This window comes from Neobacillus sp. S1227, assembly GCF_055385255.1.
Genome location: NZ_AP038276.1, coordinates 3,633,598 through 3,658,938, shown reverse-complemented (window position 1 = coordinate 3,658,938; position 25,341 = coordinate 3,633,598). Strand labels below are relative to the sequence as shown.

At 40.1% G+C, this 25,341-nt stretch carries 30 protein-coding genes, 1 other RNA gene, 2 pseudogenes and 1 riboswitch; of the genes and pseudogenes, 25 read left to right on the top strand and 8 right to left on the bottom strand.

The features are described 5' to 3' along the window. The first annotated feature begins 66 nt into the window (after positions 1–66). The 9 genes from ACZ5AE_RS18235 (at position 67) to ACZ5AE_RS18195 (ending at position 8,213) form a co-directional block, all read left to right on the top strand. The gene (locus ACZ5AE_RS18235; RefSeq protein ID WP_464566022.1) at positions 67–429 is read left to right on the top strand and encodes a Na-translocating system protein MpsC family protein; all 363 of its coding nucleotides are present in this window, start codon (positions 67–69) and stop codon (positions 427–429) included. A gap of 14 nt (positions 430–443) precedes the next feature. Beyond that, complete coding sequence (gene fdhD, locus ACZ5AE_RS18230; RefSeq protein ID WP_464566021.1) at positions 444–1,253, top strand: formate dehydrogenase accessory sulfurtransferase FdhD; 810 nt, start codon at positions 444–446, stop codon at positions 1,251–1,253. 108 nt (positions 1,254–1,361) lie between these two features. Then, positions 1,362–2,243 carry a LysR substrate-binding domain-containing protein gene (locus tag ACZ5AE_RS18225; RefSeq protein WP_464566020.1) on the top strand — a complete coding sequence of 294 codons (882 nt, stop codon included), beginning with the start codon at positions 1,362–1,364 and terminating at the stop codon, positions 2,241–2,243. Positions 2,244–2,382: 139 nt separating this feature from the next. Further along, complete coding sequence (locus tag ACZ5AE_RS18220; protein WP_464566019.1) at positions 2,383–2,751, top strand: CidA/LrgA family protein; 369 nt, start codon at positions 2,383–2,385, stop codon at positions 2,749–2,751. Continuing rightward, positions 2,751–3,425, top strand: a complete 675-nt coding sequence (locus ACZ5AE_RS18215) for an LrgB family protein (RefSeq protein ID WP_464566018.1) — start codon at positions 2,751–2,753, stop codon at positions 3,423–3,425. The genes ACZ5AE_RS18220 and ACZ5AE_RS18215 overlap by 1 nt, the downstream gene beginning before the upstream one ends. Positions 3,426–3,548: 123 nt before the next feature. Beyond that, complete coding sequence (locus tag ACZ5AE_RS18210) at positions 3,549–5,726, top strand: transglycosylase domain-containing protein (protein ID WP_464566017.1); 2,178 nt, start codon at positions 3,549–3,551, stop codon at positions 5,724–5,726. 199 nt (positions 5,727–5,925) lie between these two features. After that, positions 5,926–6,348 (top strand): MarR family winged helix-turn-helix transcriptional regulator, encoded by a 423-nt coding sequence (locus ACZ5AE_RS18205; protein ID WP_464566016.1) that lies wholly within the window; start codon positions 5,926–5,928, stop codon positions 6,346–6,348. Then, on the top strand, positions 6,290–7,726 hold the full coding sequence (locus ACZ5AE_RS18200; protein WP_464566015.1) for an MFS transporter: 1,437 nt from the start codon (positions 6,290–6,292) through the stop codon (positions 7,724–7,726). The genes ACZ5AE_RS18205 and ACZ5AE_RS18200 overlap by 59 nt, the downstream gene beginning before the upstream one ends. A gap of 40 nt (positions 7,727–7,766) precedes the next feature. After that, positions 7,767–8,213: a PaaI family thioesterase gene (locus ACZ5AE_RS18195; protein WP_464566014.1), complete on the top strand. Its 447-nt coding sequence runs from the start codon at positions 7,767–7,769 to the stop codon at positions 8,211–8,213. A gap of 116 nt (positions 8,214–8,329) precedes the next feature. Here the strand turns inward: ACZ5AE_RS18195 and ACZ5AE_RS18190 are convergent, their stop codons facing one another. Beyond that, the gene (locus tag ACZ5AE_RS18190) at positions 8,330–8,632 is read right to left on the bottom strand and encodes a hypothetical protein (protein ID WP_464566013.1); all 303 of its coding nucleotides are present in this window, start codon (positions 8,630–8,632) and stop codon (positions 8,330–8,332) included. A 191-nt stretch (positions 8,633–8,823) separates the two neighbouring features. Between ACZ5AE_RS18190 and ACZ5AE_RS18185 the strand changes: the two are divergent. Next, positions 8,824–9,300, top strand: a pseudogene (locus ACZ5AE_RS18185) (NAD(P)-dependent alcohol dehydrogenase); the annotation flags it as partial. Positions 9,301–10,169: 869 nt separating this feature from the next. On the opposite strand, the gene ACZ5AE_RS18180 reads toward ACZ5AE_RS18185, so the two are convergent. Beyond that, positions 10,170–11,276 carry a histidine kinase N-terminal domain-containing protein gene (locus tag ACZ5AE_RS18180; RefSeq protein ID WP_464566012.1) on the bottom strand — a complete coding sequence of 369 codons (1,107 nt, stop codon included), beginning with the start codon at positions 11,274–11,276 and terminating at the stop codon, positions 10,170–10,172. A 213-nt stretch (positions 11,277–11,489) separates the two neighbouring features. Next, a riboswitch (TPP riboswitch) is annotated at positions 11,490–11,598 on the top strand. A gap of 75 nt (positions 11,599–11,673) precedes the next feature. Between ACZ5AE_RS18180 and tenI the strand changes: the two genes are divergently transcribed. The 4 genes from tenI to ACZ5AE_RS18160 are packed head-to-tail and all read left to right on the top strand — an operon-like array spanning position 11,674 to position 14,342. After that, positions 11,674–12,357: a thiazole tautomerase TenI gene (gene tenI / locus ACZ5AE_RS18175; RefSeq protein WP_464566011.1), complete on the top strand. Its 684-nt coding sequence runs from the start codon at positions 11,674–11,676 to the stop codon at positions 12,355–12,357. Next, positions 12,354–12,557, top strand: a complete 204-nt coding sequence (gene thiS, locus ACZ5AE_RS18170) for a sulfur carrier protein ThiS (RefSeq protein ID WP_464566010.1) — start codon at positions 12,354–12,356, stop codon at positions 12,555–12,557. Before tenI ends, thiS begins: the two co-directional genes overlap by 4 nt. 1 nt (position 12,558) lies before the next feature. After that, positions 12,559–13,326, top strand: a complete 768-nt coding sequence (locus ACZ5AE_RS18165; RefSeq protein ID WP_464566009.1) for a thiazole synthase — start codon at positions 12,559–12,561, stop codon at positions 13,324–13,326. Further along, positions 13,323–14,342: a thiazole biosynthesis adenylyltransferase ThiF gene (locus tag ACZ5AE_RS18160; protein WP_464566008.1), complete on the top strand. Its 1,020-nt coding sequence runs from the start codon at positions 13,323–13,325 to the stop codon at positions 14,340–14,342. Before ACZ5AE_RS18165 ends, ACZ5AE_RS18160 begins: the two co-directional genes overlap by 4 nt. Positions 14,343–14,392: 50 nt before the next feature. Here the strand turns inward: ACZ5AE_RS18160 and ACZ5AE_RS18155 are convergent, their stop codons facing one another. After that, complete coding sequence (locus ACZ5AE_RS18155) at positions 14,393–14,923, bottom strand: HD domain-containing protein (protein ID WP_464566007.1); 531 nt, start codon at positions 14,921–14,923, stop codon at positions 14,393–14,395. A gap of 231 nt (positions 14,924–15,154) precedes the next feature. Between ACZ5AE_RS18155 and ACZ5AE_RS18150 the strand changes: the two genes are divergently transcribed. Continuing rightward, entirely contained in the window at positions 15,155–15,346 is a 192-nt protein-coding gene (locus ACZ5AE_RS18150) for a hypothetical protein (protein ID WP_464566006.1), read from the top strand. 115 nt (positions 15,347–15,461) lie between these two features. Beyond that, complete coding sequence (locus ACZ5AE_RS18145; RefSeq protein ID WP_464566005.1) at positions 15,462–15,641, top strand: hypothetical protein; 180 nt, start codon at positions 15,462–15,464, stop codon at positions 15,639–15,641. Positions 15,642–15,712: 71 nt separating this feature from the next. Here ACZ5AE_RS18145 and rnpB read toward each other — a convergent pair. Next, positions 15,713–16,097, bottom strand: an RNA gene (rnpB, locus tag ACZ5AE_RS18140) — RNase P RNA component class B. 621 nt (positions 16,098–16,718) lie between these two features. Here rnpB and ACZ5AE_RS18135 point away from each other — a divergent pair. Both ACZ5AE_RS18135 and ACZ5AE_RS18130 read left to right on the top strand, forming a co-directional pair. Further along, on the top strand, positions 16,719–17,768 hold the full coding sequence (locus tag ACZ5AE_RS18135) for a hypothetical protein (protein WP_464566004.1): 1,050 nt from the start codon (positions 16,719–16,721) through the stop codon (positions 17,766–17,768). Beyond that, positions 17,755–18,525: a hypothetical protein gene (locus ACZ5AE_RS18130; RefSeq protein WP_464566003.1), complete on the top strand. Its 771-nt coding sequence runs from the start codon at positions 17,755–17,757 to the stop codon at positions 18,523–18,525. The genes ACZ5AE_RS18135 and ACZ5AE_RS18130 overlap by 14 nt, the downstream gene beginning before the upstream one ends. Before the next feature lie 161 nt (positions 18,526–18,686). Here the strand turns inward: ACZ5AE_RS18130 and ACZ5AE_RS18125 are convergent, their stop codons facing one another. The 4 genes and pseudogenes from ACZ5AE_RS18125 to ACZ5AE_RS18110 all read right to left on the bottom strand — a co-directional run bounded on the left by ACZ5AE_RS18125 (position 18,687) and on the right by ACZ5AE_RS18110 (position 20,010). After that, positions 18,687–19,097, bottom strand: coding sequence for a GNAT family N-acetyltransferase (locus ACZ5AE_RS18125; protein WP_464566002.1), 411 nt, complete (start codon positions 19,095–19,097; stop codon positions 18,687–18,689). Between the two features lie 102 nt (positions 19,098–19,199). Continuing rightward, the gene (locus ACZ5AE_RS18120; RefSeq protein WP_464573758.1) at positions 19,200–19,406 is read right to left on the bottom strand and encodes a hypothetical protein; all 207 of its coding nucleotides are present in this window, start codon (positions 19,404–19,406) and stop codon (positions 19,200–19,202) included. Positions 19,407–19,421: 15 nt separating this feature from the next. After that, positions 19,422–19,568: pseudogene (locus tag ACZ5AE_RS18115) on the bottom strand (recombinase zinc beta ribbon domain-containing protein); the annotation flags it as partial. A 166-nt stretch (positions 19,569–19,734) separates the two neighbouring features. Then, positions 19,735–20,010: a hypothetical protein gene (locus tag ACZ5AE_RS18110; protein WP_464573659.1), complete on the bottom strand. Its 276-nt coding sequence runs from the start codon at positions 20,008–20,010 to the stop codon at positions 19,735–19,737. A gap of 159 nt (positions 20,011–20,169) precedes the next feature. On the opposite strand from ACZ5AE_RS18110, the gene ACZ5AE_RS18105 reads away from it, so the two are divergent. From ACZ5AE_RS18105 to ACZ5AE_RS18075, 7 genes are all read left to right on the top strand, one after another. Next, positions 20,170–20,586 (top strand): MarR family winged helix-turn-helix transcriptional regulator, encoded by a 417-nt coding sequence (locus ACZ5AE_RS18105; RefSeq protein WP_464566001.1) that lies wholly within the window; start codon positions 20,170–20,172, stop codon positions 20,584–20,586. 66 nt (positions 20,587–20,652) lie between these two features. Beyond that, positions 20,653–21,051 (top strand): DoxX family protein, encoded by a 399-nt coding sequence (locus tag ACZ5AE_RS18100; protein WP_464566000.1) that lies wholly within the window; start codon positions 20,653–20,655, stop codon positions 21,049–21,051. A 123-nt stretch (positions 21,052–21,174) separates the two neighbouring features. Continuing rightward, complete coding sequence (locus ACZ5AE_RS18095) at positions 21,175–22,113, top strand: ring-cleaving dioxygenase (RefSeq protein WP_464565999.1); 939 nt, start codon at positions 21,175–21,177, stop codon at positions 22,111–22,113. Positions 22,114–22,136: 23 nt separating this feature from the next. Next, a complete protein-coding gene (locus ACZ5AE_RS18090; protein WP_464565998.1) occupies positions 22,137–22,745 on the top strand; it encodes a flavin reductase family protein in 609 nt (202 codons plus the stop codon). A gap of 25 nt (positions 22,746–22,770) precedes the next feature. Beyond that, complete coding sequence (locus ACZ5AE_RS18085; RefSeq protein ID WP_464565997.1) at positions 22,771–23,382, top strand: alpha/beta hydrolase; 612 nt, start codon at positions 22,771–22,773, stop codon at positions 23,380–23,382. A 44-nt stretch (positions 23,383–23,426) separates the two neighbouring features. Beyond that, positions 23,427–24,119: a ribose-5-phosphate isomerase RpiA gene (gene rpiA / locus ACZ5AE_RS18080; RefSeq protein WP_464565996.1), complete on the top strand. Its 693-nt coding sequence runs from the start codon at positions 23,427–23,429 to the stop codon at positions 24,117–24,119. A gap of 2 nt (positions 24,120–24,121) precedes the next feature. Then, the gene (locus ACZ5AE_RS18075) at positions 24,122–25,108 is read left to right on the top strand and encodes a ring-cleaving dioxygenase (protein ID WP_464565995.1); all 987 of its coding nucleotides are present in this window, start codon (positions 24,122–24,124) and stop codon (positions 25,106–25,108) included. Positions 25,109–25,341 lie beyond the last annotated feature (233 nt).

Genomic DNA, 25,341 nt, shown 5'->3' with positions numbered 1-25,341 from the left:
AATGAATGGGTTTCCTTGTTTCAATCGAAAACTATTCTGAGACGACAAATGAAGGGGAAGTCGATAATGGGAAAAAATTTAGAACACCAATTTAGTATGCTGGTTCGGGAAATCAGAAAAGAGTACGTTGGAAATGGCCCAAAAGAAATTAGTACCCGATTCGTGGAAAGCTGGGCAATAAGTGAAATGAAAGGCAACCTTACGAATGTAGAGAAGTTTATGATTAACTCTGAACAAGGAAAGCAAACCGTTCATGAGGCTCGGACCAAGCTGGTAAAGGAAATCTATAAAAGACAAGAGGTTGTGGATAAGTTTGAAACCTTAATGGGAGCTAGAGTGCTGCGGCTCTTTTCCGATATTAATATTGACGAAGATATCGCTATGACTGTTTTTGTTTTTGATAAATCAATAGATCAAAAAGGTAAATAAGGGAGACAGGGAGTATGGACCAGCAAATGCAGGTAACAAACCAGGTGCTGCGATATGAAAATGGTGTCGTGCAGCTTGTTGAGGATGTGGTTGTGACGGAATATCCAATCACGATTATGTTAAATGACCAAGAATTTGCTACCCTCGTATGCAGCCCGGAGGATATTGAGGAACTTGTCGTCGGATTTTTGGCGTCAGAGGGGATGATCAGCCGCTATGAGGATATTAAGGAACTTCAGTTTGTTGAAACAACAGGGAAGGTCTTGGTGACGACACATCGGATCAATAAATTGAATGAAATGTTCCACTCAAAGCGCTACATCACGTCGTGCTGCGGAAAAAGCCGGCAGAGTTTTTATTTTTATAATGATGCCAGAACCGTTAAGCCGATTGAAGTGAAAAATAAAGTGCTCACCGTCGACGATTGCTTCCGTCTGATGGAGATGCTGCAGGAATCGTCAACAATTTTCCAAGGTACGGGCGGTGTTCATAACGCAGCATTATGTGACGAAAACGGAATTATTGTCGCGAGAACCGACATTGGCAGACATAATGCTTTGGATAAAATTTATGGCTACTGTTTGAAGCATCACATTTCCATCGAGGACAAAGTGATTGCTTTTAGCGGGCGCATCTCCTCAGAGGTATTATTAAAGGTAGCAAAAATTAGATGCGGAATGGTCTTGTCAAAATCAGCGCCAACAGAACTGGCACTAAGGTTGGCAGAAGAACTGGGGATTACGACTGTAGGCTTTATCCGAAATAATGCTTTAAATATTTATACAAACTCGGAACGAATCATGACACCTGAATTTGTGAAATAAGGGGGTACCGCTAGTCGTTGCTAAGCGGTATTTTGTTTTTTGATAGTATTGGTATGTTCCGCTGATATGTTAAAATTCTTCTAGAGAATCCTTATGATGAGGTGTTTTATGGAATTACGCCAATTAAATCTATTTATGGAGGCTGCTAAACACAAAAGTATTACCAAGGCAGCGGAGAGTGTGCACATTTCACAGCCTGCCTTGAGTAAATCGATTATGGCATTAGAGGAAGAGCTTGGTATGACCTTGATTGTCCGCAGCAATAAGACAACGAATCTCACAGACGCAGGGAATGTGGTGCTAGAATATGCCCAAAAAATTTCCGTCCTGCTTGATGAAATGACTAAGACATTAAATGATATGACCGATCTGAAGAGGGGAGAAATAAACATGGGCCTGCCGCCCTTTATCGGAAGTTTATTTTTTCCAAAGGTAATGGCTAAGTTTCATCAGGCATTTCCTAATATCAAATTAAATATTACCGAGTACGGTGGAGCGAGGGTGGTCAAGAGCGTTGATGAAGGGGAATTTGAGCTTGGTGTTACTGTTCTGCCAATTGATGAACAGGATTTTCAAGTTTACCCGATTGTAGAAGAAGAAATGATGCTGGTGGTTCATAAAGACCATCATCTTGCTGCTCGTAAACAAGTAGAGATCAAGGAATTGGCAGAAGAGGAATTTATCTTTTACCATGAAGAATTTTCATTAAATCAGATTTTAAGGAATCAATTCTTTATATCTGGTGGATTTGAGCCGAAGATCTTATTTAAAAGCACGCAATGGGATCTGATGTCGGAAATGGTGGCAGCCAACTTGGGAATAACCGTTCTTCCACAATCCATTTGCAATCGGTTAATGAATAAGGATTTAAAAATCATTATCCTAAGGCCAGTCACCTTATGGAAGCTCGCCGTCATTACCAAAAAAGACCGCTATATTTCCAATGCTGGGAGAACCTTTATTGACTTTATTTTGAATGAATCATTATAACTTTGAGTTATGAAAATCATTCTAAATATGTATTTTACGAATATAAGAATTCGTCGTAACATTACTCTATAGTTTAAATCGAGAAGTAAAAGGAGCATGAAGGTTTCTCCTTTTTCTTCATTTGGAGAGGATTTTTACGATGAAAATTGGAGTTATTATTTTACAGATATTATTCATACATGTTTTTTTATTTCTCGGAGCTGCACTAAAAGAAATCGTTCCACTTCCTATACCTGCTTCGATGTTTGGTTTGTTCCTATTGTTTTTGGCACTGTGCCTTCATATCATTAAGCTGGAATGGATTGAAAAGGGCGCCAATTGGCTGCTGGCAGAGCTGCTGTTATTCTTCGTACCGTCCGCAGTAGGGATTGTGAATTATGATGAAATCATCAGTTTTCAAGGAGCCGAAATCGTCGTATTGATTGGGGTCAGCACCGTCATTGTCATGGGAATGACAGCCTTAATCGCGGAAAAAGTAACAAAAAGGAAAGGAAGTGAGCAGCTTTGATGATGGTATTGTGTATTTTAGGAACTTATCTCATCTATCGTTTATCGAAAAAGATTTATGGGAAATGGCCGTTTCCTTTATTTCATCATTTACTGCTTGCACCGATTCTGTTAATCGTCGTCATTTCAGTCATGCATGTTTCCGCTGATCAATATTTGGATGCAACAAAATGGCTGACACATATGCTGGGGCCGGCTACGGTTGCATTTGCGATACCTATTTATAAACATTTGCCAACGGTCAAAAAATATTTAGGCACCATTATTATCAGCACTATTAGCGGATCGTTGGTGGCGATATTTTCAACTTTTGCACTATCAAAAATAATCCATTTGAAATATGATTTTATGGCGTCAATCCTTCCGAGGTCCATTACAACTCCGTTTGCCATTGAGGTTTCAAAAGAGATTGGCGGACTGCCAACGTTAACAACTGTGTTCGTTATCTTGACTGGCGTGATTGGCGGTGTTGTCGGCCCTTCCGTGATCAAATGGCTATCCATCCAGACGCCGATTGCCAAAGGCCTTGCACTCGGAATGGGCGCCCATGGGGCAGGAACAAACAAAGCACTGGAATATGGGGAGCAGGAAGCGACATTCTCGTCCCTGGCTATGATTTTTGCTGCTTTTATAACCTTAATGTTGGGGGCATTGCTGATTCCGGCGATAATTTAGTGAATATCCCCATAAACGGAGCATTCCTTACGAATATGTTTATATGTAAAAAAAAACATGGGGACGGTTCTTCTGCTTTTGAGGCAGAAGAACCGTCCCCATGCATCATCGGAGAGAAGACAAATGACAGAAGAAACTTATCAATCTCGTGAGGAACGAAAAAAAGCGGAGAATACTAGGCAGGGCCACCAGAAAAGAAAAGGATTACCCTTAAAAGGGTCGTTGTTAAAAAAGGTGGTCCTGATCTGTTTGGTGATTGGACTTGTATCAACCGGGGCAGGGGCGATCACGTTCGCATCGATGGTGAAGGGTACACCTGAATTGGATGCTTCCAAATTAATCGACCCTCTATCGACGAAATTTTATGATAAAGATGGAAACTTCATTTATGAATACGGGAAGGAAAAGCGGACGAAAATCTCGTATGAGCAAATTCCGGAAGTGCTGGAGAATGCATTCATTGCCACGGAGGATTCCCGTTTTTATGACCATCATGGCATTGACATCAAAAGGACGGCGAAAGCCATTTTTGTCAATGTAACAGGGGATTTCGGATCACAGGGCGGGAGTACGATTACGCAGCAGGTCATCAAGAACTCATTTCTGACACGTGAAAAAACATTGAAGCGAAAGGTGCAGGAATGGGATTTGGCGTATCAGTTGGAGAAAAAGTATTCTAAGCACGAAATCTTAATGATGTATTTGAACAAGATCTACCTTGGCAACCACTCATACGGAGTGGCGGCCGCAGCAAAGAACTACTACGGGCTAGAGCCAAACGATTTGAAAAAGTTGACACTCGCGCAGGCGGCGTTGCTGGCCGGACTGCCGCAAAGTCCCAATAATTACGACCCAACCAAGCCGGAGAATAAAGAAGCGGCTGCCAACCGCCGTAATCTAGTCTTAAGCTTGATGCATCGGCATGGCTATATTACCGAAAAACAGATGGAGGAAGCCTCAAAAGTTCCAGTCACAGAAGGGCTTATTCCAAAAAGTGAGCAGCAAGGAATGCCATATGAAGCATTTTTGGATGCTGCAGTAAAAGAGATTAAAGGAAAGCTGAAGGATGTAGACGTTAGCACCGACGGGTTAGCGATTTATACGACATTGGATCCGAAAGCACAGAATTATGCAGACAAAATCATGAACACCAATGAAATCATTGCTTACCCGGATGCGAAGTATCAGGGAGCGTTTGTCTTTATGGATACAAAAACGGGGGAAGTCAGGGCAATTGGCAGCGGCCGAAACGAGTACCAAGCCGACTTTCTTGGCCACAACTTGGCGGTTGACATCAATCGTCAGCCGGGTTCCACCTTTAAGCCGATACTTGATTATGGTCCCGCAATTGAAGAATTAAAGTGGTCTACGGCCCATTTAATCAATGATAAGCCAACAGCTTACTCAACCGGCCAGCAGATTTCTAACTGGGACCATCAATATCATGGAATGCTGACCATCCGCTCCGCGCTGCAAAACTCTTATAATATCCCAGCCCTTCTCACACTTCGAGAGGTTGGTCTTGATAAAGCGAAGAACTTTGCCGAACAGCTTGGCATTACCTTTAAAAATGATCAGGTCTATGAGTCTTATGCAATCGGAAGCAATACCGTCAGTCCTATAGCTATGGCTGGGGCTTATAGCGCCTTCGGAAACGGGGGAGTCTACAATAAACCGCATTTTGTCCAAAAGGTTGTTTTGGCAGACGGCACAACGGTGGATTTTGCCGAGAAACCAAAACGTGTTATGCAGGATTACACTGCCTATATGGTCACCGATATGTTACGGACTGTCGTCGATGCAGGAACAGGAACAACCGCCAATATCTCCGGTTTGGATGTCGCGGGAAAAACGGGAACTACCAATTTTGACGCCCAAACCCGTGAGAAATATGGATATCCAAACAACGCAACCAATGACAGTTGGTTCGCTGGTTACACACCCCAGTACACGATGGCGGTCTGGACGGGATATGCACAAAACGGTACTGGCACCTATCAGGAAGGAAATACGACGAAAATTGCCCAATATATGTTTAAAGCGATGATGCAATCATTTGGAACCGATTCTTCGAATTTCCAGCAGCCTAACAGCGTGTATGAAGTCAATAACGAATTGTATATCAAAGGTGTCGCTTCCGCTGAAGTACCGCCAAAGCCAATTGAAAAAGTAAAAACTGAAATCGAAAATGGCTGGAATAATTGGAAAGAGAAACATAAAAAGAACGAAGGGAAAAAAGAAAAAGATAAAGAAAAAGAAAATGGCAAAGGCAAGGACAAAGGGAAAAATAAAGAAGAATAACCTGTTCGAAAAAATTTTCAGGCTGTCGACTAAGTCGGCAGCCTTTTATTGTGGAAAAATAGTTAAGTAGCCAAAGGTAATTAAAGATGGTTGAGTGTTCCGTTAAATTCGTTTGTATACCAATCACTTGTATACAAACGAATTTGAATATGTTATATTCTTACTAGTCAGAAAATTAAATCAATATTGGTGGTGGATTATGGAAAAATACAATATCTGTGTTCATTTTCTTTTGGGAAAAGCATTGCAAAAGGTGAACCAAGTTAGTAAATCCAAACTATCATCTTACGGTGTGACACCTGTTCAATATGCACTGCTTCGTCAGCTGTGGAGAAAGGATGGACAATTTGGTTATGAAATAGCTGAACGACTTCTGCTGGACAGTGCAACCATAACTGGGATTATCGACCGCTTGGAACAAAACGGGTTTATCGAAAGGCGAGTTGATTCCAATGATCGCCGTAACAAACTAGTTTTTCTGACAGAGAAAGGAAAATCGATGGAAGTGCCACTACGTCAGAAGATGGATGAGATGAACGAGGAAGTGATGTCTGATTTGAAGGATGAGGAGATTCAGCAATTTAAAAGAATACTTTATGACATTGGAATTGCGAACAAGTAATGAAGGTTTGAATAATAGAAATTTAAGCGCAAAGGATGGTTTCAACTTGAACGATAGAATTATTATCCCGATATGGGCAATTGGGTCATTTTTGGTCCTCATGAATACGACGATGTTCAACGTTGCCCTGCCAACCATCATACACGAACTGCACATAACAGCCAGTAAAGGCTCCTGGATTGTGTCGGGGTACTCCATTGTGTTTGCCTTATCAACAGTCATCTTCAGTCGATTATCCGATTATGTGCCGATCCGGAAGCTCCTGTTCGTTGGTCTAACCTTACTTGGGGCGGCATCCATCCTAGGTTTTTTCACCCATAGATTTGGTATTCTTATGGCTGCTCGTTTGATACAGGCAAGCGGTGCCGGTGCCGTGCCAGGATTAGGTATCGTATTGGCGAGCAGATACGTGCCCTTCGAACGCCGTGGGCGGGCCATTACCATTATCGCATCAGGAACATCTCTTGCTTTTGCATTGGGACCAGTGATTGGTGGAGTAATCACCCAGTTTATTGGCTGGAATGGACTTTTTCTTATTACCTGCATGGTTATTCCATTGGTACCGGTATTGTGGAAGCTGCTGCCACAAGAAAACCCCACTGAATTCAGATTTGATATTTCCGGTGCAGCCCTTACTGCAATTGCAGTGGTATCGTTGTTGGTTTGCGTCATGCAATTGTCCCTATGGTTTCTGCTCCTAAGCTTTGGTGCACTCGCCGTGAACATATGGCACTTACGCAAGGCGAAAAATCCATTTGTACTCCCCAACCTGTTTCTACATCACGGTTACCGCAAACTTCTAGTTGTTAGTTTTTGTGCTTTTATCCTGAATATGTCGATGCTTTTTATGCTGCCTTTATTGTTGGCGGATGGGTTTCATATGCCTGCAGGAGCTGTAGGGTTGATGATGTGTCCTGGATCGTTATTATCCGCCATTATGATTAGGAGGGTTGGAAGATGGATTGACCAGTATGGTAATTACCGCTTCCTCATCATCGGGCATTTTCTTATGGCTGCAAGTATCGTTATGATGACATTGCTGGTACAAGTATCTCCATACATCATAATGTTTGGTTATATCATATTCGCTCCGGCTCTTTCGACGATAATATCGGCTTTGTCGAATGAGGTATCTCGCATTTTAGCTAAGGACCAGATTGGTTCTGGTATGGGGTTAAGTCAACTCAGCCAATTTTTTGGAGGCTCATTAGCAGTCGCAATTTGTGGCGTATTAATCAGCTGGCAAGCGAAAATACCCTTTATTTCCTCATTTCAGCACATCTATGTTTTGCTGATTATCGTTCTCGTGGCTTCTCTCTTCATCCTTATCTGGTATGGAAAGAGAGCACATAAAGCAGAAATAAATATTCAAGTTTAATAGATTCTAATCATAATAATAAATTTGGAAGGTGAAGATTGTGAGTCGCTTAGAAGGTATGAAGAAAATGATGACAGGTGAAGTACCTATTGCACCAGTTGCGGAAGTACTTGGGTTTCAAGTGGTAGAAGTGGAAGAGGGTAGAGTTGTGATTGAAATGGAAGCTTCTGATCGGTTACATAACCCAATGGGGACGCTGCACGGAGGGATACTGTGTGACATTGCGGACGCTGCGATGGGATATGCTTTTGTCACAACGTTAGCCGAAGACGAACTGTTTACGACCGTCGAAATTAAATTTAATTTCCTTAAACCAATTTTTAAATCGAAGCTTCGAGCAGAGGGGAAACTCATTAAGAAAGGCTCTACAGTAGGATTGCTGGAATGTCATGTATATGATGAAAAGGGAAGTCTTGTGGGGCATTCAACTAGTACATGTATGATATTAAAAGGCAATCCTGAACGAAAGAGAGTGCAGCTAAAATAAAACGTGGGGAAGGTTCTCATGCTTCTGAAACATGAGAACATTCCCCTTGTGTCACCCAAATGGCGGGTTTGCTGGAAAATAGAGCAAAGCCTTTTTTATGTGAATTTTGGTGGGGGTTAATCGTAGCGGACTTGATCTTCTCCTTCAACAATTAATTCTAATTCTGTTAAAAAGTTGAGCTGAAGCGGTGCGGGTAAACGCTCGATTATTTTAGTGATTTCAGGAAGATTTTCTGCATCATCGATGGTGGCTGGCGGTTGGTCCAGCTGCCGATACCAAACCTTTAATTCGTCAATAAACTCATAAAAATGCAGTTCAAACCGTTCGGCACATTCTTCGCTATCATCCTCTGAAGCGGTCTTCATCATTTCCCAATCTTCAAGAGCAGCTTCCAGTTTTTCATTAACACGATTTATCACATCATCACTCCTAGGTTTTTATTATCTAAGAAAGGCTGTGCACCAACGTTCCTCCAACAAATTCCTACTATGGTTCTGAGTATACAGAAGCGTACCCTATAAGACAAAGGATTCGTCACTTGTTAAGACTATTGGTCTAATTCGTAATCCTCAAATCATATGCATGAATATAACGGAATAGAGGTGGGGGAATGAAAGCAGTTGTGTACACGAAGTACGGTACTCCCGATGTTCTTAGCTTAGGAGAGGTAGATAAACCTACACCTAAAGATGATCAGGTACTGGTTAAGATTCACGCAGCATCTTTGAATTTTGGCAATCTAGTTCTTTTAAAAGGTAAACCGTTTTTAGCACGCTTTGCCTTTGGTCTGTTAAAACCAAAATACTCGATACCAGGAGGCGACATAGCAGGCCGGGTTGAGGCAGTAGGCAAATTTGTTACACAGTTTCAGCCAGGACAAGAGGTGTTTGGAGACCTATCCGCCTGTGGTTGGGGCGGTTTTGCTGAATATGTATCTGTTCCAGAAAAAGTATTAGCGTTAAAGCCAGAAAAGCTGTCATTTGAAGAAGCCGCGGCGGTACCAATGGCAGCAGTTACAGCCTTACAAAGCATACGTGATAAGGGCAAGATTCAAGCAGGACAGAAGGTTTTAATCAATGGTGCCTCAAAGCATTCAAGTATTTTGAACAGGGGCATGCACAAGGTAAGGTAGTTATTTCAGTTTGAAAACTATTATTTTGACGTAAATTTTTGTATCTTTCAAAAGTTCGGTATCATAAAAAGGTTTTAATAATCCCGAGCCGTTAGATCATTCAAAAGTTTGGTAGCATAGAAAGGTTATATGACCCCGAACTAGCGAATCATTGAAAAGTTCGGTAGTATAGAAAAGCTATATGCCCCAAAACCGATGAATCCTTAAAAAGTTTGGTAGGATAGAAAGGCTATATGAGCCCGAACCGATGAAACCATAAAAAGTTCGGTAGCATAGAAAGGGTATATGAGCCCGAACCGAAGAATCCTAAAAAAGTTCGGTAGCATAGAAAGGGTATATGAGCCCGAACCGAAGAATCCTAAAAAAGTTCGGTATCATAGAAAGGCTATATGAGCCCGAACCGATGAAACCATAAAAAGTTCGGTAGCATAGAAAGGCTATATGTGCCCGAACCGATGAAACCATAAAAAGTTCGGTAGCATAGAAAGGGTATATGAGCCCGAACCGAAGAATCCTAAAAAAGTTCGGTAGCATAGAAAGGGTATATGAGCCCGAACCGAAGAATCCTAAAAAAGTTCGGTAGCATAGAAAGGGTATATGAGCCCGAACCGAAGAATCCTAAAAAAGTTTGGTAGGATAGAAAGGGTATATGAGCCCGAACCGATGAATCCTAAAAGTTCCGTATCATAGGAAGGTTCTATAAGCCCGAACAGGCGAATCATTGAAGGTTCGGTCGAATAGAAAGGCTAAATGAGTCCAATGACTTGTTTTAAACGTTTTCTTTTTTACAACAAAAAACACCGCATTTGCGGTGCGCATGAATTCTAATTCTTTTTAATAGGTAATGTAAGTTGAAAGGTAGTATAATGATTACCTGATTTACATTCTATTTCACCGTGATGTTTTTCAACAATATTCTTACATACGAATAAGCCGATACCGGTACCTAGTTTCTTCGTAGTGAAGAAGGGCTCGAAAATTAAGTGTACTGTTTCAGGATCAATAGTAGGGCCATTATTCGAAATACGAATCTTGATTTGCTGATTATCTATATTTGTTTGGATATCAATTTTTCGCAGATGTTCTTCTTCACACACTGCGTCAACGGCATTTATTAACAGGTTTAGAAAAACTTGTTTTAACTCATTTCTATCGCCAGTAACACAAATATCGGCATCGATATTTGTACTAATATGGACATTACCGTCGACGATGCTTGGATAGAGGAAATCAAGCACTTCTTCTATTAATAAATGGATGGTTATATCTTCATTCTGGCTTTCTGCCAGCATGTTCAGTTTGGAAGTATGAAGGAACTGAGTAATTCTGAACTTAAGCTGCTCTAATTCTTGGCTGACGACATCTAAATAAGGTAGATTAGGATGCTCGTGTTTTAATAGTTTTATAAAGCCCATAACGGAAGTTAGCGGATTGCGAAATTCATGAACAAAGCTCGAAGACATTTGTCCAAGAATCGCCAACCTGTCCTTATGTGTTTGAGAAATAAATAAATTTTGTTCTTGTAGTTTCTTATCTTTGATCTCGGTGTACTTAGAAACAGCATAATAACTGAATAAATCAAACTGTTTATTGACCAAGTCAATAGTAGACTTCAGATATTCTTGGGTGAGTTCGGAAAGGTTTAAGTATTTAATAATAATACTCCTGCCCAGATTGACATTATAAACAAATTCCCCAATATTGATATTAGCCTCGACGCGTTCCAAGGCTACTTTGTGAGCTAAGGATTTAACATCTTCATCTGAGAATCCATTTAAAATAGAATTTATTATGAGATGGTACATTAAATACCCATTCTTTAAAATTAGTCCCGGATTATCCTTGTGGTGATGTATAATAATTTCCTCTTCCCAAAAATTTAGAAACTTTAGTTCATTCTCAATTAGAAATTGGCCAACTTTTTTATCCATACAAAGCCTGCTTTCCACTATATTAAGCTGATTATAGCATAAAAATTTGATGAATGGGGATGGTTCTCATATCTCAAAATAGGTATATATATAAAATATTTCAAAATAATTTGATTAAAAGGACGGGCAAATATTCAGTTTGAAATGTTTGACTTTTCTGATTAATGTGTTAACATAAACCCATAAAAGGTATATGTTCAAATGAATATGAATCAAATCTGCTAGAGGTGCCTTTTTAAAAGGCTGAGATTGAAGTGTGACTTCGGGACTCTATGAACCTGATCTGGTTAATACCAGCGTAGGGAAGTGGACAACGGGATTTTTGGAGAGCAAAATTTTCATTTCTAAATTTCGGCCACTTTCTTACAAAAGGAAGTGGCTTTTTGTTGTGCCTGTTTTGCGCTTCCATAGACCAGAGAAATCGAATCAAAGGGGGGCTTGTATTTTTACTAGTCTAAAAGAAAAAGAGCTGCATCTTATATCCAATGGCAATATGCCGATTGACCAGTTGGCTGAAATAGCTAAGAATATTCATCCATTTGTAACTGCACTGCACTTGCGTGAAAAACAAAAATCAGCAAAGGAACTTTTTCAAGCAGTCGAACTTTTAACAAATGTAAACGTCCCACCTGCAAAAATCGTGATTAACGATCGGGTAGATGTTGCAATCGTGGCAAAGGCCCTTGGGGTTCAATTAGCCTATCATAGTTTGGACACTTCATGTGTAAAAGAACATTTTCCTCAACTACGGGTCGGGACTTCCATTCACTCCTACGAGGAAGGACAACAGGCAAAGGAGAAGGGTGCTGACTACCTTTTATACGGGCATGTTTTTCCCTCCCAATCAAAACCGGACAAGCCCTCAAAAGGGCTTCGGGAATTGACTAGGCTTACCCAAATGGATATTCCGGTGATTGCCATTGGCGGAATAACACCAGAGAATACAGGGCAGGTAATCAAAGCGGGGGCAAACGGGATTGCTGTCATGTCTGGTGTGTTAGAAGCGAGTGATCCCATTCTAGCCGTAAAAGCTTATATCAAAGTATTGAAAAATTATTCGGGGCAGGAGGTAAGAACATGAAGGTTACCTTAAATGGCAAGTTGACCCAAATACCAGACAATAACATATTTGTCTCAGATGTTCTCAAGCATTATAAAATCCACGATAAGGTAGTGGTAGTAGAAGTGAATGGTGAAATATTATCCAAGTTAGAACACCAAAGTACTAGATTAGCAGATAAAGACCGAATTGAAATAGTTCATTTTGTAGGAGGCGGTTGATATGTTAAAAATTGGTCCATTATCCTTTCACTCTCGTTTGTTGCTAGGAACGGGGAAGTATCCAAGCTTCGACATCCAAAAGCAAGCGGTCGAAGTGTCTGAAGCAGAAATCCTTACATTTGCAGTTAGACGGATGAATATTTTCGAATCGAGCCAGCCGAATTTCTTAGAGCAGCTTGATACCAATAAATATACGTTACTGCCAAACACAGCAGGAGCGAAAACAGCTGCAGAGGCTGTCCGAATCGCTAAGTTAGCAAAAGCTTCAGGCTTATGTGACATGATTAAAGTTGAAGTGATCGGCTGTGATAAAACGTTACTTCCTGACCCGATTGAAACGTTAAAGGCCACCGAAGAATTGGTGAAGGAAGGCTTTATTGTACTCCCTTATACCTCGGATGATGTGGTGTTAGCCTGGAAACTTCAAGAAGCAGGCTGCCATGCTGTCATGCCAGGGGCGTCGCCAATCGGTTCTGGTCAAGGGATTATCAATCCGGTAAACCTCCAGTTTATTATTGAACAAGCCGTAGTCCCTGTCATTGTCGATGCGGGCATAGGATCGCCTGCTGATGCTGCTTGTGCAATGGAATTAGGAGCTGATGCGGTGCTATTAAATACTGCAGTTTCAGCAGCAAAGGATCCGGTTAAAATGGCAAAAGCGATGAAATTGGCGATTGAAGCGGGAATGCTTGGTTATGAAGCAGGCCGAATTGAGAAAAAACGATATGCGACAGCCAGCAGCCCTAAGGAAGGAATGAGTATCGGGTGAATGATCGATACTCTAGGCAAGAGTTGTTTTCACCGATAGGAAAAGACGGCCAGCAGCAAATTCTCAATAAACATGTACTCATCATTGGAGTTGGGGCACTTGGATCTGCAAGTGCTGAAGCACTCGTCCGGGCTGGCATCGGCAAATTAACCATAGTGGATCGGGATTATGTCGAGTGGTCCAATTTACAGCGGCAACAGTTATTTACAGAGGAAGATGCGAAAAATAGAATTCCAAAAGCAATCGCGGCCAAAAATCGGTTAACAGCGATTAACTCTTCTGTGAATATTGAGGCCATCATTGCACATGCATCAGCCCTAGAGCTTGAAGTCTGGGCAAAAGACGCAGATCTGATAATGGATGCAACGGATAATTTTGAAACAAGAATGATGATAAATGATGTCTCGCAAAAAGTCGGAGTTCCCTGGATTTACGGTGCTTGTGTGGGAAGCTATGGCATTTCCTACACGATCATTCCTGGAAAAACGCCTTGCCTTTCTTGTTTACTTGAAACAGTTCCTCTGGGAGGGTTAACCTGTGACACAGCAGGTATAATTAGTCCAGCCGTAAACATGGTTGTCTCCTTCCAAATAAGTGAAGCATTGAAAATTATGGTTGGAGATATGGATTCATTAAGAAACAAACTTGTTTCCTTTGATTTATGGAAAAACCAATATAGTGCAATTAAGGTAGATAAGTTGAAGAACAAGGGTTGTCCTTCTTGCGGGGAGCGGCGCACATATCCATATTTATCATTTGAACATCAAATGAAAACGGCGGTCCTTTGTGGAAGAGATTCTGTCCAAATCCGCCCATCCGTTCCAAGCGTGCGTGACTTGGAAGCATTAGAAAAAATATTGGCAAAACAAGCAGGTATCGTACATCTAAATCCGTACCTTCTGTCTTTTACCGTCAATGCTAATCGGTTAGTTATTTTTAAAGACGGAAGAGTTTTGGTACATGGCATCAAGGATGTTTCGGAAGCGAAAGCGCTGTACCATCGATACTTGGGTTAAAGACAATAAAAATGATTTAGGCACGTTTCCGATAATACGGACCGTGCCCTTTATTTTTTACAGTTCAGATTTTTCAATTCTTCCTCAACCATTTTGTCTAACCGCTCAATCATCCTTATGGCTTTATCATGATCCATTTTTCGATAATGGTGCATGCCGCCTTGCTCCTCGTCCACCTCATCGGCTAATTTGACAATTTCCTGTAATGGTGTACGGTTGATGAAACCTTCCGGCATATAAGAATCTGTATGGAATAAAACGGCCAGTGCAATTTCTTTGGCTATAATCGGATTTTCTCCCAGCCGAATCAACAATTTATGGGCTCTTTCTGCCCCCTTAATTGCATGTATATCATTCTGTTTATATAAATCATAATCCCATTTGCCATTGCGATACCAAGTGTAATGACCCATATCGTGCAGCAACGCTGCTTTCGTTGCCAGGTCAACAGAAACGCCGCGTTCTTTTGCCAACTTAAAGGCATGGTAGGCACATGCAATAGCATGTACAATTCCAGACCGGCTTAAATATTTTTTTGCAATATGATGATTGAAAATTTGAATTAATGTTACTTCTCTCATTTTAATCACCTTCTTAAAAATTGTTATCTTGTATTATAAAACAATTAATGTTGTTTTGTTAGAAAAATTCTTGATTTGACAGAAATATTTATGGAAGACAATAGAATGGCTGCTTAAAGAGAAGAAGGGTTTTTTCAAGGAGAGGGATTCAACATCGTTGATGACTTTCTTTTTTTATCTTTTATTTTTCATAAAATTCTGTTAGAATCACTCCGATAGGAGGTGTCTTACATGAGCAACAACATAACCGAACTGCTAGGTCCTCCATACGATCAACTTATGGATGCCAAGGTAGATAAAAGCCCTAGTGAAGTCGTGATCACGAATAACGATGGCGAGACATTCTACATAATTTCAGCTGAAGAATACGAAAATGGTCCGAAACAACAAGGGTATAAAATCGTTGTAGCAGAAGGGGAGTAATTTTTTACTCCTCTTTATTTTTTGATTTCATTTTCTAAAATATTCCTCGATCAAATTTCTTCCAGGTTCATTTTTTTGATGGTTAATCGGAATAATAAGGGTGGAGGTGATTGGATTGAAAAAAGAAAACAAATTTCCTGTAGCGATGAATGATATGGGGACACCCGCAGAAATGAGTCCTGTCGAAGATTTAACGGATGCAGATACAAAGGCACCAATTGTCGAAGTTAATCAACCGGTTGATGCACAGGATCCACTTGAAATAAGAAGCCGCGGGTCAGTGACTGTTTTGTAGACTAAAAATAAAAACAGGTAAAACTCTTAAGTTTTACCTGTTATATCACTTTATTAATTTGCACATGAAATGGCTGTAAGCCAGGTTTTGTACTTCCGTACTGCAAACAGCGCCAAGCCTCGTACAGGAAGTAGTAGTCATCTATCTATCAACCATTGGTTGATCCATCCGTTAGGTTCATTTCCCGCGGGATGGTGCCCCGACCAAAATTTGGGTTGCTCGCTCGCGGGGTTTACCCGTTCCACCTTTTCCGTTTCCAGAAAAGCATCGTCACTGTGGCACTTTCAGGTTATTCTCAGCATATCCCTAGAGACTTAGCATGATTTCACCGCCGTCAGCCAATACAAGGATTGACTGCCCACCTTTGCAGATGGCACGAACACTACAGGCATCTCAGCACTGTGCGAGCCTGGACTTTCCTCAGCTCCTAAAAAGGAACCGCGACTACTCACCATTCCATATGTCCCTCGCATAGAAGCGACAATATCTAATATAACAGGAATACGATTTAAAATCCATGGTAGATAATTCCATTGATGCCGAATTCATATTCGAATTAAAGTGAACCAATAAAACAATTGTGGAACAATATTGGTTCCATTGCCTTGGTGCCTTCACTCACACAGGCATTTTGATGGACAGATAGCATAAAATCAGCAAATTGAAAATATTTATGTAGGAGTACAAGCAATCGTATCCGTCAATCAAAAGCTTCTGAAAAAGGGCTGATGTTTTGAACAAAAATAACAATGTGCTGATCGTCATGTTTTTAATATTTATCTTATTGATTGTTCTAATAATCAATGTGATAATTCACGTTAAAATTTATGTCGTATATAGTTCCGGTGTTGGACCCATTTTCTTAATAGGCTTAATCATTTTTTTAATTCTTTTATTTTATTTTAAAGGTTAAAACCTTATTATGTCAGGCATCTGAGTATGCCTGGCTTTTTATTTTTTTTATAAAAAAATGCAAAGGAAGGTTAGAAAAATCTAGAAATTATAGTAAGATGGTATATATCATCTTAAATATGGCAATAGAGAGTTTTAATTATAAAAAATAAGAGGTTATGTAGCATGAGCGTCGATTTGCTTGCTAGACTTGAGGAAGAAAAGGATCAATGGTTACATAAAGCAATGGATCGCTTTAATGAAGAGTTTTCGTGCTTTGATGACAAGACAGTACTCTCACCGGAAAATCAAATAATGCAAATGAAGAGCATTCATAGACAGAACAATCTTGATCTGGACAGGATGGAAAAGGAAATAAAGCTGATAAAGGATAGCATCGAAGAAGAAGAGCCGGTTTATCAAAATCTGACCAAGGCAGTCCAGCATTTACATGAGGAAATAAATGATTATGAAAGCCTGCTATCGGGGTTGGCTGCTATTCAATTGGAAAAATTCAACTGTCTTTTAAAAACGAAATTTGAAATTGATTCGAAAAAAGATCAAGTTGTGTTCAAAGAAAGGAAAACGACCAAGCTGATAGAGGCCTTTAATGAGGCAGAATCGGAGATGGCGGAGTTCTATCGAAAGCAGCTAGATGATATTGAAAGAACATTAGCGCGAATTTTTCACGATTTCGCTCCTGACACAAGCTATGAATTCCAATCCAATCCGAAGGCGTCGAGCCTTTTCTTGAAGCATGGAAGGGGTCTTGACCAGTACTTAGTCCTGAAACACTTTGAAGAGGATTTTCGGATTGTGGCAGATACATTAAATGAAAACAACACGCTAGTTTACGAGTATTATATAAACCAATTGAATCATGTTAAGCAAATTGGAAAAAGAAATCTTTTGCAGCAGTCAGCGGCTAAGAAGGAACAGCATCAAATCGCCTCAGAAAAAGCAGCCGAACTAAAAGAGCAAAAAATGCAAAAAGAATTGAGCTTGGCAGCGCTAGAAGAACAATTTACGAGGGTGCTCTGGAAAAAAAACGAAGAAATAGAACGGCTCCAAAGGCTAGATGAAATTTTAAAAGAAGAATTTGTAGAAGCTGTCACTAAATGGCAGGCAGAATTGTTTGGAGAGCAGACGACAGATGTGGAACGCTGGTTGTATCATCAATACAGCCAAATGATGTTAAAGCAAGCAGAAAGGATTATTGGAAATGAGCACTTCTAACAAAACCGTGGATGAAAAGTATAATGAAGCGATTCAATCGTTAAAAAAAATCAATAACCTTCTTTTTTATGATGAATTAAAGACACTATTAAAAGATCGGGAACAAACGATTGCCGAATTGAATGGTGAAGTATATGAGTCTGTTCAAGATATGCGGCAGTCGTTGAGTCAGTTTCCTTTAGATATCCGTGATAAGCTAAAGGAAGAAATCATCGATCCACAGTCGGAATTGTTTGACAGTAGGATGCATCATTTCAATGAAACGTTAACTTTATTGGAAAAAAAGATTGCCATGTGGCATCAGCAATATCAGGATTATTTAACGATGACGGAACAGCTGCTAGAGGATTTAAAAGAACGGCAGCGCAATGATTATAAGTTCATGGAAATGCAAACAGAAAAGGTCCTGGAGGCTATTCGGTCATCACAGGAGCAGGTTGGTGTTCTATTTACCCAGGGAATTACCGACCAAGCTTCCATCACGAATATTAAGTATGAAGCCATGAGTGAAAGATTATCGGACCTTTCTAAGAATCTTCATCATGTTGAGGCCAGCCTGCTGGCTGATGTGGAGCAATTGAACCTAAAACAGCAGCAGGGTTTTAAAGAATTTCAGGAACAATTGGATGAAAAATGGAAAGAGGACGCTGATTCTGCTGTTAAGAAGGAAGAGTTATTAAAAAAGTGGCTGATTGGGTTGGCTGTAGGGCAGGGAGTTTCGATTCTATTAGTGTTAGTGGTATTATTATTTATGTAAAAGACCGATTGCTTGCCATTAATCGAGGATTAGGGCGTTATGAAAGGTTCATAACGCCCGATCGAGCGGAAGCTCCCGAGCCCCAGTCAATTATGAAAAGGGTTATAACGACCAAGCGAGTGGAAGCCCCCGAGATCCGGTCGTTATAAAAGCAACTATGCTTAACGCTGTCGTGCAATCACAAAACCGTTATTTATTTTCTCAAATCCAATGCGCGGATAATATTCCATTGCAATCGGAGAAGCCAGCAAGATGAGCGTCACTTCATCTCCAATTTGTTCTTGTAACAATCTGACCAGTTCCCTGCCAATCCCCATTTTTTGATAGGCTTTGTCTACAGCTAAATCCGATAAATAGCAGCAATAGTTGTAATCGGTAATAGCTCTAGCTACTCCGGCCAGTTTTTCATCAACCCAAGCCGTAATTGTAATATCAGCATGATCAAGCATCCGCTGCAGTCGATCTAAATCGTCAACAGGCCGTTTAATGCCGGATGCTTTAAAAACTGCAGAAAGCTCTTCTGTACTGATTGAAACATTGATTTTGTATGTGATTTGTAAAGATTTTTTCATTTTTCCATCCTCCAATTTGTTAAGATTAAGATAATTGTAATGGATGGATGGCTCCCCAGATAGGACCAGATGGAGAGGTTTTAATGGTGCCAGTTTTCAAAATTATGAAACATCCTCGTATTGCCAACCCAAATCATATACCCTAAAGTTCGACCCATAGTAGTTGTTGCCATCAAATAGTCTTATTTCGTCAATCAAAGGATTGTAAAACTTAATGACCAATCTATGTTTGCTTTCAAAAACAATATGATTTAATTGCTCTTCTAGCAATCTATCTAAATAATCCTTCTCGTCCCAATACAATCTCATTCCTATCACTGATTTTAACCAATTCTCTTCCACGATATTTGGATTACACGTATGATGATGCGTATTTCCCTGACATACCCACTTAACTGGTCCATTTCCGGGCTTTCTTCTAAATGGTTTCATACAAAAATTACAGTAGATTTTTCCTGCAAAGAATGACATAAGAACCACTTCTTTCCCTTTTTTAAAACTATTATATGAACAAGAATCTAGCAATATTCATTTAATAGTAAAGATAGTTGCAGTTAAAAGGAGTTTTTAGGTAAAAAATGATAGAGCCTGCAGAAAAGGCCAGGTACCATTCCTAAAAACGGAACGCGCCCTGGCACTAAGCATTTTTTCTATAAATTAAAATTGTATTTTTTAATGCAGCATAATTCCCGATGGCAGCATATCCATAAAACCATCCCATAAAGATACCTGCCTTCAGGCTGTGATGGTGGCTGATAAATATGGCAAATATTAAGCCGAGTGCCAATGCGACTAATGGGACATATTTTTTTGATATTTTAAAAAAAACCTTTGAGAGCTGTGTTAGGATCATGACGACAGGAACTGCAATAACAGCATCCCAAAAATTTGTATAAATTGTGGGGAAGTCCATAAAATGTTTCACCTCTAAGGGATAATCTTTCCTTATTCATTAAATTTAAACTATGTACAAATTCTTTAAAAAAGAGGATTGACAAAAGGGATATAAAGTTTTATTATTATCTCAGATTCAAGATAAATTAATTCAAGATTTTGAAAGGAGGTGAAGGAAATGAACAGGAAATGCTCTAATTTGCCCTTTCTAGTTTTAATGCGGACATCAAAAGCTATTCATGATCGCATTAAAGATGAAATGGCAAAAAACAATCTTGGTATTACGGAGTTTTCTGTTCTGGAGGTACTTTATCAAAAAGGGAAACAAACCATTCAACAAATTGGAAATTGCATATTAATCTCGAGTGGTTCGATGACCTATGTAATAGATAAGCTTGAAAAAAGAGGTCTGCTCTGCAGAAATGCCTGTCCGGATGATCGCCGGGTAATTCACGTGACCTTAACGGATGCAGGAAATGGCTTAATGGATGAGATCATGCCAAAATATCATGAATTCGTGAATTCCATGTTTGTTTCATTAAATTTGGATGAGGAAGAGGCATTGGTCAGGCTTTTAAAAAAAGTAAAAGTGTAGATTAAAAAAATTTTTTTAAAAACAATATCTCGAATTCGAGATAAAAACAATTAGGAGGCTTTTAAAATGTTAAATATCGGTTTATTAATCATTCGTTTGGTAATTGGTTTATTATTTGTGGGACACGGTGCACAAAAATTGTTTGGTTGGTTCGGAGGTTATGGATTGAAAGGTACCGGGGGTTGGTTTGAATCCATTGGCATGAAACCAGGAGTAACCATGGCACTCCTTGCAGGTTTGGCAGAGCTTATCGGGGGATTATTGTTTGCTTTAGGATTTTTAACCCCGCTTGCTGGAATTATGATTGCAGGAACGATGGTAATGGCGATTATTAAGGTTCATGCTCCAAACGGATTATGGGCAACAGCAAATGGATATGAGTATAATTTAACCTTGCTGGCAGTTGCAATTGGTGTAGCTTTAATTGGTCCCGGCCAATATGCATTAGATGCCTTTTTATTCTAAAAAATCTTGAATTGAAGAATCTTAAATTTAAGGTGAAAGTAAACAGATTTTAATTAATGGACTAGGAATAAACTAAAGTATCGAATTCATTTAATTAACTCACGAAAATGGGAGTGTTTAAGAATGAGTAAGAAAACAATGGGTATACACCATATCACAGCCATTGTCGGACATCCACAGGAGAATGTAGACTTTTATGCCGGCGTTTTAGGGCTGCGCTTGGTCAAGCAAACCGTCAATTTTGATGATCCGGGAACTTATCATCTCTATTTCGGAAATGAAGGCGGAAAACCAGGAACCATTATTACCTTCTTTCCTTGGCCTGGTGCCCGGCAAGGTGTGATCGGAGACGGCCAAGTAGGAGTAACATCATATGTTGTTCCTAAAGGAGCGATGGGATTTTGGGAGCAGCGATTAGCAAAGTTCAAAATCTCTTTCACAAAAATAGAACGCTTTGGAGAGCAATATTTAGAATTCGATGATCCACATGGACTTCATTTGGAAATTGTCGAAAGAGAAGAAGGGGAAGCTAATCCATGGAGCTTTGGGGGAGTAACACCAGACGTGGCGATTAAAGGATTTGGCGGAGCAACCCTTTTGTCGGCACAGCCCGATAAAACAGCGGAATTGTTAGAAAAGGTAATGGGGCTCGAATTTGTTGGGAAAGAAGGAGACTTAGCCCGTTATCGTTCAACAGCTGAAATCGGTAATGTGATTGATCTAAAGTTAACGACAATTGGACGCGGGCAAATGGGTGTTGGTACTGTACACCACATTGCTTGGCGGGCAAAGGATGATGAGGATCAATTAGATTGGCTGCAGTATGTTAAGCAGCATGGATATGGCGTAACTTCTGTAAAGGATAGAAATTACTTTAATGCGATTTATTTTAGGGAGCATGGAGAAATTCTGTTTGAAATTGCAACGGATCCTCCAGGATTTGCGCATGATGAATCACCAACGACAATGGGTGAAAAATTGATGCTCCCATCGCAGTATGAACCACATCGGTCAAAATTAGAACGGGCGTTACTGCCAATTGAGGTTAGAGCATTAGACTGATATTTCAAGAAGGGACTGATTTTTTGCTATCGATAGATCCTGCAACAATTACGGAAAGAGAAAATTATAAATTCTTGATAGGAAGCATTATCCCAAGGCCTATTGCGTTTGTCACATCGATATCGAAGGATGGGGTGTTGAACGGTGCACCATTTAGCTACTTCAATATTGTGTCAGCCAACCCCCCAATGATTTCTTTATCCATTCAACGTTCAGCAGGGAGGCAAAAAGACACAGCGCGAAATATCCTGGAGTCCAAGGAATTTGTAGTCCATATCGTTGATGAACAAAATGTAGCAGAAGTGAACAAAACAGCAGCAACTCTTCCTCCTGACCAAAGTGAAATAGACTTAACGAATTTAACACCAGTGGAAAGCGTGAAAATTTCAGTCCAGGGAGTAAAGGAAGCGAAGGTCAGGATGGAATGTTTATTAGAGCATTCAATAGAATTGGGAGGAAAAGATTCTCCCGGGTGTGATTTGATTATCGGTAAAGTTGTTCAATATCATATAGAAAGCAGCATTTATGAAAATCGAAGAATAGACCCGAGGGGCTTATCTGCTGTAAGTCGATTGGCGGGAAATAGTTATGCCAAAATTGGTGACATTTTTGAAATCGATAGACCTAAATAGTTCCACGTTCTGGAGGGAAACAAGAATGAAACATATATTCAATAAAGGTAAAGACCAAACAAAACCCACCTTTTTATTGCTTCATGGGACAGGTGGCAATGAATTAGACCTGCTGCCGCTTGCGGGCATGATAGACGATGAGGCCAATGTTTTAAGTGTTCGCGGGAATGTATTAGAAAATGGTATGCCGCGATTCTTTAGAAGGCTGGCGGAAGGAATCTTTGACGAAGAGGATCTTATTTTTCGAACAAAAGAGCTAAATGAGTTTCTTAATGAAGCAGCTGTAAAGTATAGTTTCGACCGAAACAATATCGTTGGGATTGGTTACTCAAATGGAGCAAATATCGCAGCAAGTTTATTATTTCATTACCAAAATGCCCTAAAAGCAGCCATTCTTCATCATCCAATGGTACCGCGAAAAGGAATTGAGCTTCCTGATTTGACTGGAACGTCGGTGTTTATAGCTGCGGGGACGAATGATCCAATCTGTTCACCAATGGAATCTACTGAACTTCAATCGTTATTACAAAACGCTAATGCAGCAGTAGAGCTTCACTGGGAGAATCGAGGACATCAATTAACGGTAGATGAGGTAAATGCTGCGGCAAATTGGTATCGGAAGGTAATAATTAAATAATAATAACTGCATCCGAAAAAGCATGGGAAAAGGAGGCGGAGACCTTGAATGAAAAGAAAATAGTGGGAGAACTAGCAGCCGATTTCATTGAGGACAGGATGGTAGTAGGGCTAGGGACTGGTTCAACCGTTTATTTTACGATTATGAAACTTGGAGCACTAGTGGAAGCGGGGCTTTCCGTTCAAGGAATCCCTACCTCGGTTCAAACTGCAGAATTAGCAAAAAAATTACAAATTCCATTAGCAAGTATGGATGAGGTTAAAAAAATTGATATTGCAATTGATGGGGCAGATGAAGTCGATTCTAACCTGAACCTCATTAAGGGTGGCGGCGGAGCTTTAGTTCGGGAAAAAATCGTAGCCAGGGCAGCGGAAAAATTTATTGTAGTGGCAGATTCTTCGAAAATGGTAAAAACATTGGGCAGCTTTCCGCTTCCTGTGGAAGTCGTTCCTTTTGGGGCGCTGCAGACTGAGAATTATATTAGGGAATTACAAGTGGAAACTAAATTGCGTCAAAAGAACCGAAAGCCGTATCAAACGGATAATGGCAACTTTATCATTGACTGTTCTTTTCCTGGCATCACAAAGCCACAAGAGTTGGAAAGTATCCTAAGTAACATTCCTGGTGTGGTGGAAAATGGTTTGTTTGTTGGCATGGCGGATATGGTGATTACATTAGATAAGAACCAAAAGCCAGTTTTACTAGATAGAGGAGAATATTACAACGGGAGGAAGTAAATATGAACAAATTAAAGGGTATACATCACGTTACAGCGATTACAAGCAGCGCTGAAAAAATTTATGAATTTTTCACATATGTTTTAGGGGTGCGTTTAGTAAAGAAAACTGTGAACCAAGACGATATTCAAACATATCATTTATTTTTTGCAGATGATGTAGGCGGTCCAGGTACCGACATGACATTCTTTGACTTCCCCGGAATTCCAAAAGGGGTTCATGGGACCGACGAGATTTCAAAAACATCCTTTCGTGTACCGAATGATGCAGCATTAGAATATTGGGTAAAACGGTTTAACCGATTAAATATAGAACATACCGGAATTAAAGAACAATTTGGTAAGAAAACACTATCATTTGTGGATTTCGATGATCAGCAGTACCAATTGATTTCCGATGAGAACAATCAAGGTGTAGCTGCTGGCATACCATGGCAAAATGGACCAATCCCATTAGAACATGCCATCACTGGATTAGGGCCGGTCTTCGTCCGGGTCTCCAACTTCGATTACTTTAAAGCCATTATGGAAGAGGTATTCCTTTTTAAAGAAATTGATAAAGATGGCTCTTACCATTTGTTTGAAACAGGAGAAGGCGGGAATGGCGCACAGGTGATTGTTGAGTATAATGCCATTCTTCCCCGGGCACGTCAAGGGTTTGGTACTGTACACCATGCAGCGTTCCGAGTTGAGGACCGTGCTGAAATAGATGAATGGACGAGCCGAATGCAATCCTACCGCTTGCCGAATTCCGGTTTTGTGGAACGTTATTATTTTGGTTCATTATATACAAATGTTGCTCCGCAAATCCTGTTTGAAATTGCAACAGATGGACCGGGCTTTATGGGGGATGAACCATATGAAACACTTGGTGAAAAACTATCATTACCGCCATTTTTTGAATCGAAACGCGAGCAAATTGAAAAACTGGTCCGTCCAATTGACACAGTAAGAAGTACAAAAGTGTTTGAAAAAGAATCGGAAGTCTAAAAATTCTTATGTGCATGGCAATACTTTCAATTCAAGTTTTCCCTGATATATGGATAAGATGGTGGGAGAATATAGCGGAAGAAATACTGCTATATTTTCCTACTTTTTTTATATTTTTACTAACATCAAAAGAGTGACAGAAGCTGATTCAGCTTTATCATGTAAGTACGGAAATGGTTTTAAAAAATATAATGACCTGAAATGGTCACGTAAGATAACACAAAGAAGCTGAT

Coding starts and splice junctions, on each gene's coding strand:
- ACZ5AE_RS18235 (WP_464566022.1), top strand. CDS start 67: ATGGGAAAAAATTTAGAACACCAATTTAGTATGCTGGTTCGGGAAATC.
- fdhD (WP_464566021.1), top strand. CDS start 444: ATGGACCAGCAAATGCAGGTAACAAACCAGGTGCTGCGATATGAAAAT.
- ACZ5AE_RS18225 (WP_464566020.1), top strand. CDS start 1,362: ATGGAATTACGCCAATTAAATCTATTTATGGAGGCTGCTAAACACAAA.
- ACZ5AE_RS18220 (WP_464566019.1), top strand. CDS start 2,383: ATGAAAATTGGAGTTATTATTTTACAGATATTATTCATACATGTTTTT.
- ACZ5AE_RS18215 (WP_464566018.1), top strand. CDS start 2,751: ATGATGGTATTGTGTATTTTAGGAACTTATCTCATCTATCGTTTATCG.
- ACZ5AE_RS18210 (WP_464566017.1), top strand. CDS start 3,549: ATGACAGAAGAAACTTATCAATCTCGTGAGGAACGAAAAAAAGCGGAG.
- ACZ5AE_RS18205 (WP_464566016.1), top strand. CDS start 5,926: ATGGAAAAATACAATATCTGTGTTCATTTTCTTTTGGGAAAAGCATTG.
- ACZ5AE_RS18200 (WP_464566015.1), top strand. CDS start 6,290: ATGAGGAGATTCAGCAATTTAAAAGAATACTTTATGACATTGGAATTG.
- ACZ5AE_RS18180 (WP_464566012.1), bottom strand. CDS start 11,276: ATGGATAAAAAAGTTGGCCAATTTCTAATTGAGAATGAACTAAAGTTT.
- thiS (WP_464566010.1), top strand. CDS start 12,354: ATGAAGGTTACCTTAAATGGCAAGTTGACCCAAATACCAGACAATAAC.
- ACZ5AE_RS18165 (WP_464566009.1), top strand. CDS start 12,559: ATGTTAAAAATTGGTCCATTATCCTTTCACTCTCGTTTGTTGCTAGGA.
- ACZ5AE_RS18155 (WP_464566007.1), bottom strand. CDS start 14,923: ATGAGAGAAGTAACATTAATTCAAATTTTCAATCATCATATTGCAAAA.
- ACZ5AE_RS18150 (WP_464566006.1), top strand. CDS start 15,155: ATGAGCAACAACATAACCGAACTGCTAGGTCCTCCATACGATCAACTT.
- ACZ5AE_RS18135 (WP_464566004.1), top strand. CDS start 16,719: ATGAGCGTCGATTTGCTTGCTAGACTTGAGGAAGAAAAGGATCAATGG.
- ACZ5AE_RS18130 (WP_464566003.1), top strand. CDS start 17,755: ATGAGCACTTCTAACAAAACCGTGGATGAAAAGTATAATGAAGCGATT.
- ACZ5AE_RS18125 (WP_464566002.1), bottom strand. CDS start 19,097: ATGAAAAAATCTTTACAAATCACATACAAAATCAATGTTTCAATCAGT.
- ACZ5AE_RS18120 (WP_464573758.1), bottom strand. CDS start 19,406: ATGAGATTGTATTGGGACGAGAAGGATTATTTAGATAGATTGCTAGAA.
- ACZ5AE_RS18110 (WP_464573659.1), bottom strand. CDS start 20,010: ATGGACTTCCCCACAATTTATACAAATTTTTGGGATGCTGTTATTGCA.
- ACZ5AE_RS18105 (WP_464566001.1), top strand. CDS start 20,170: ATGAACAGGAAATGCTCTAATTTGCCCTTTCTAGTTTTAATGCGGACA.
- ACZ5AE_RS18100 (WP_464566000.1), top strand. CDS start 20,653: ATGTTAAATATCGGTTTATTAATCATTCGTTTGGTAATTGGTTTATTA.
- ACZ5AE_RS18095 (WP_464565999.1), top strand. CDS start 21,175: ATGAGTAAGAAAACAATGGGTATACACCATATCACAGCCATTGTCGGA.
- ACZ5AE_RS18085 (WP_464565997.1), top strand. CDS start 22,771: ATGAAACATATATTCAATAAAGGTAAAGACCAAACAAAACCCACCTTT.
- ACZ5AE_RS18075 (WP_464565995.1), top strand. CDS start 24,122: ATGAACAAATTAAAGGGTATACATCACGTTACAGCGATTACAAGCAGC.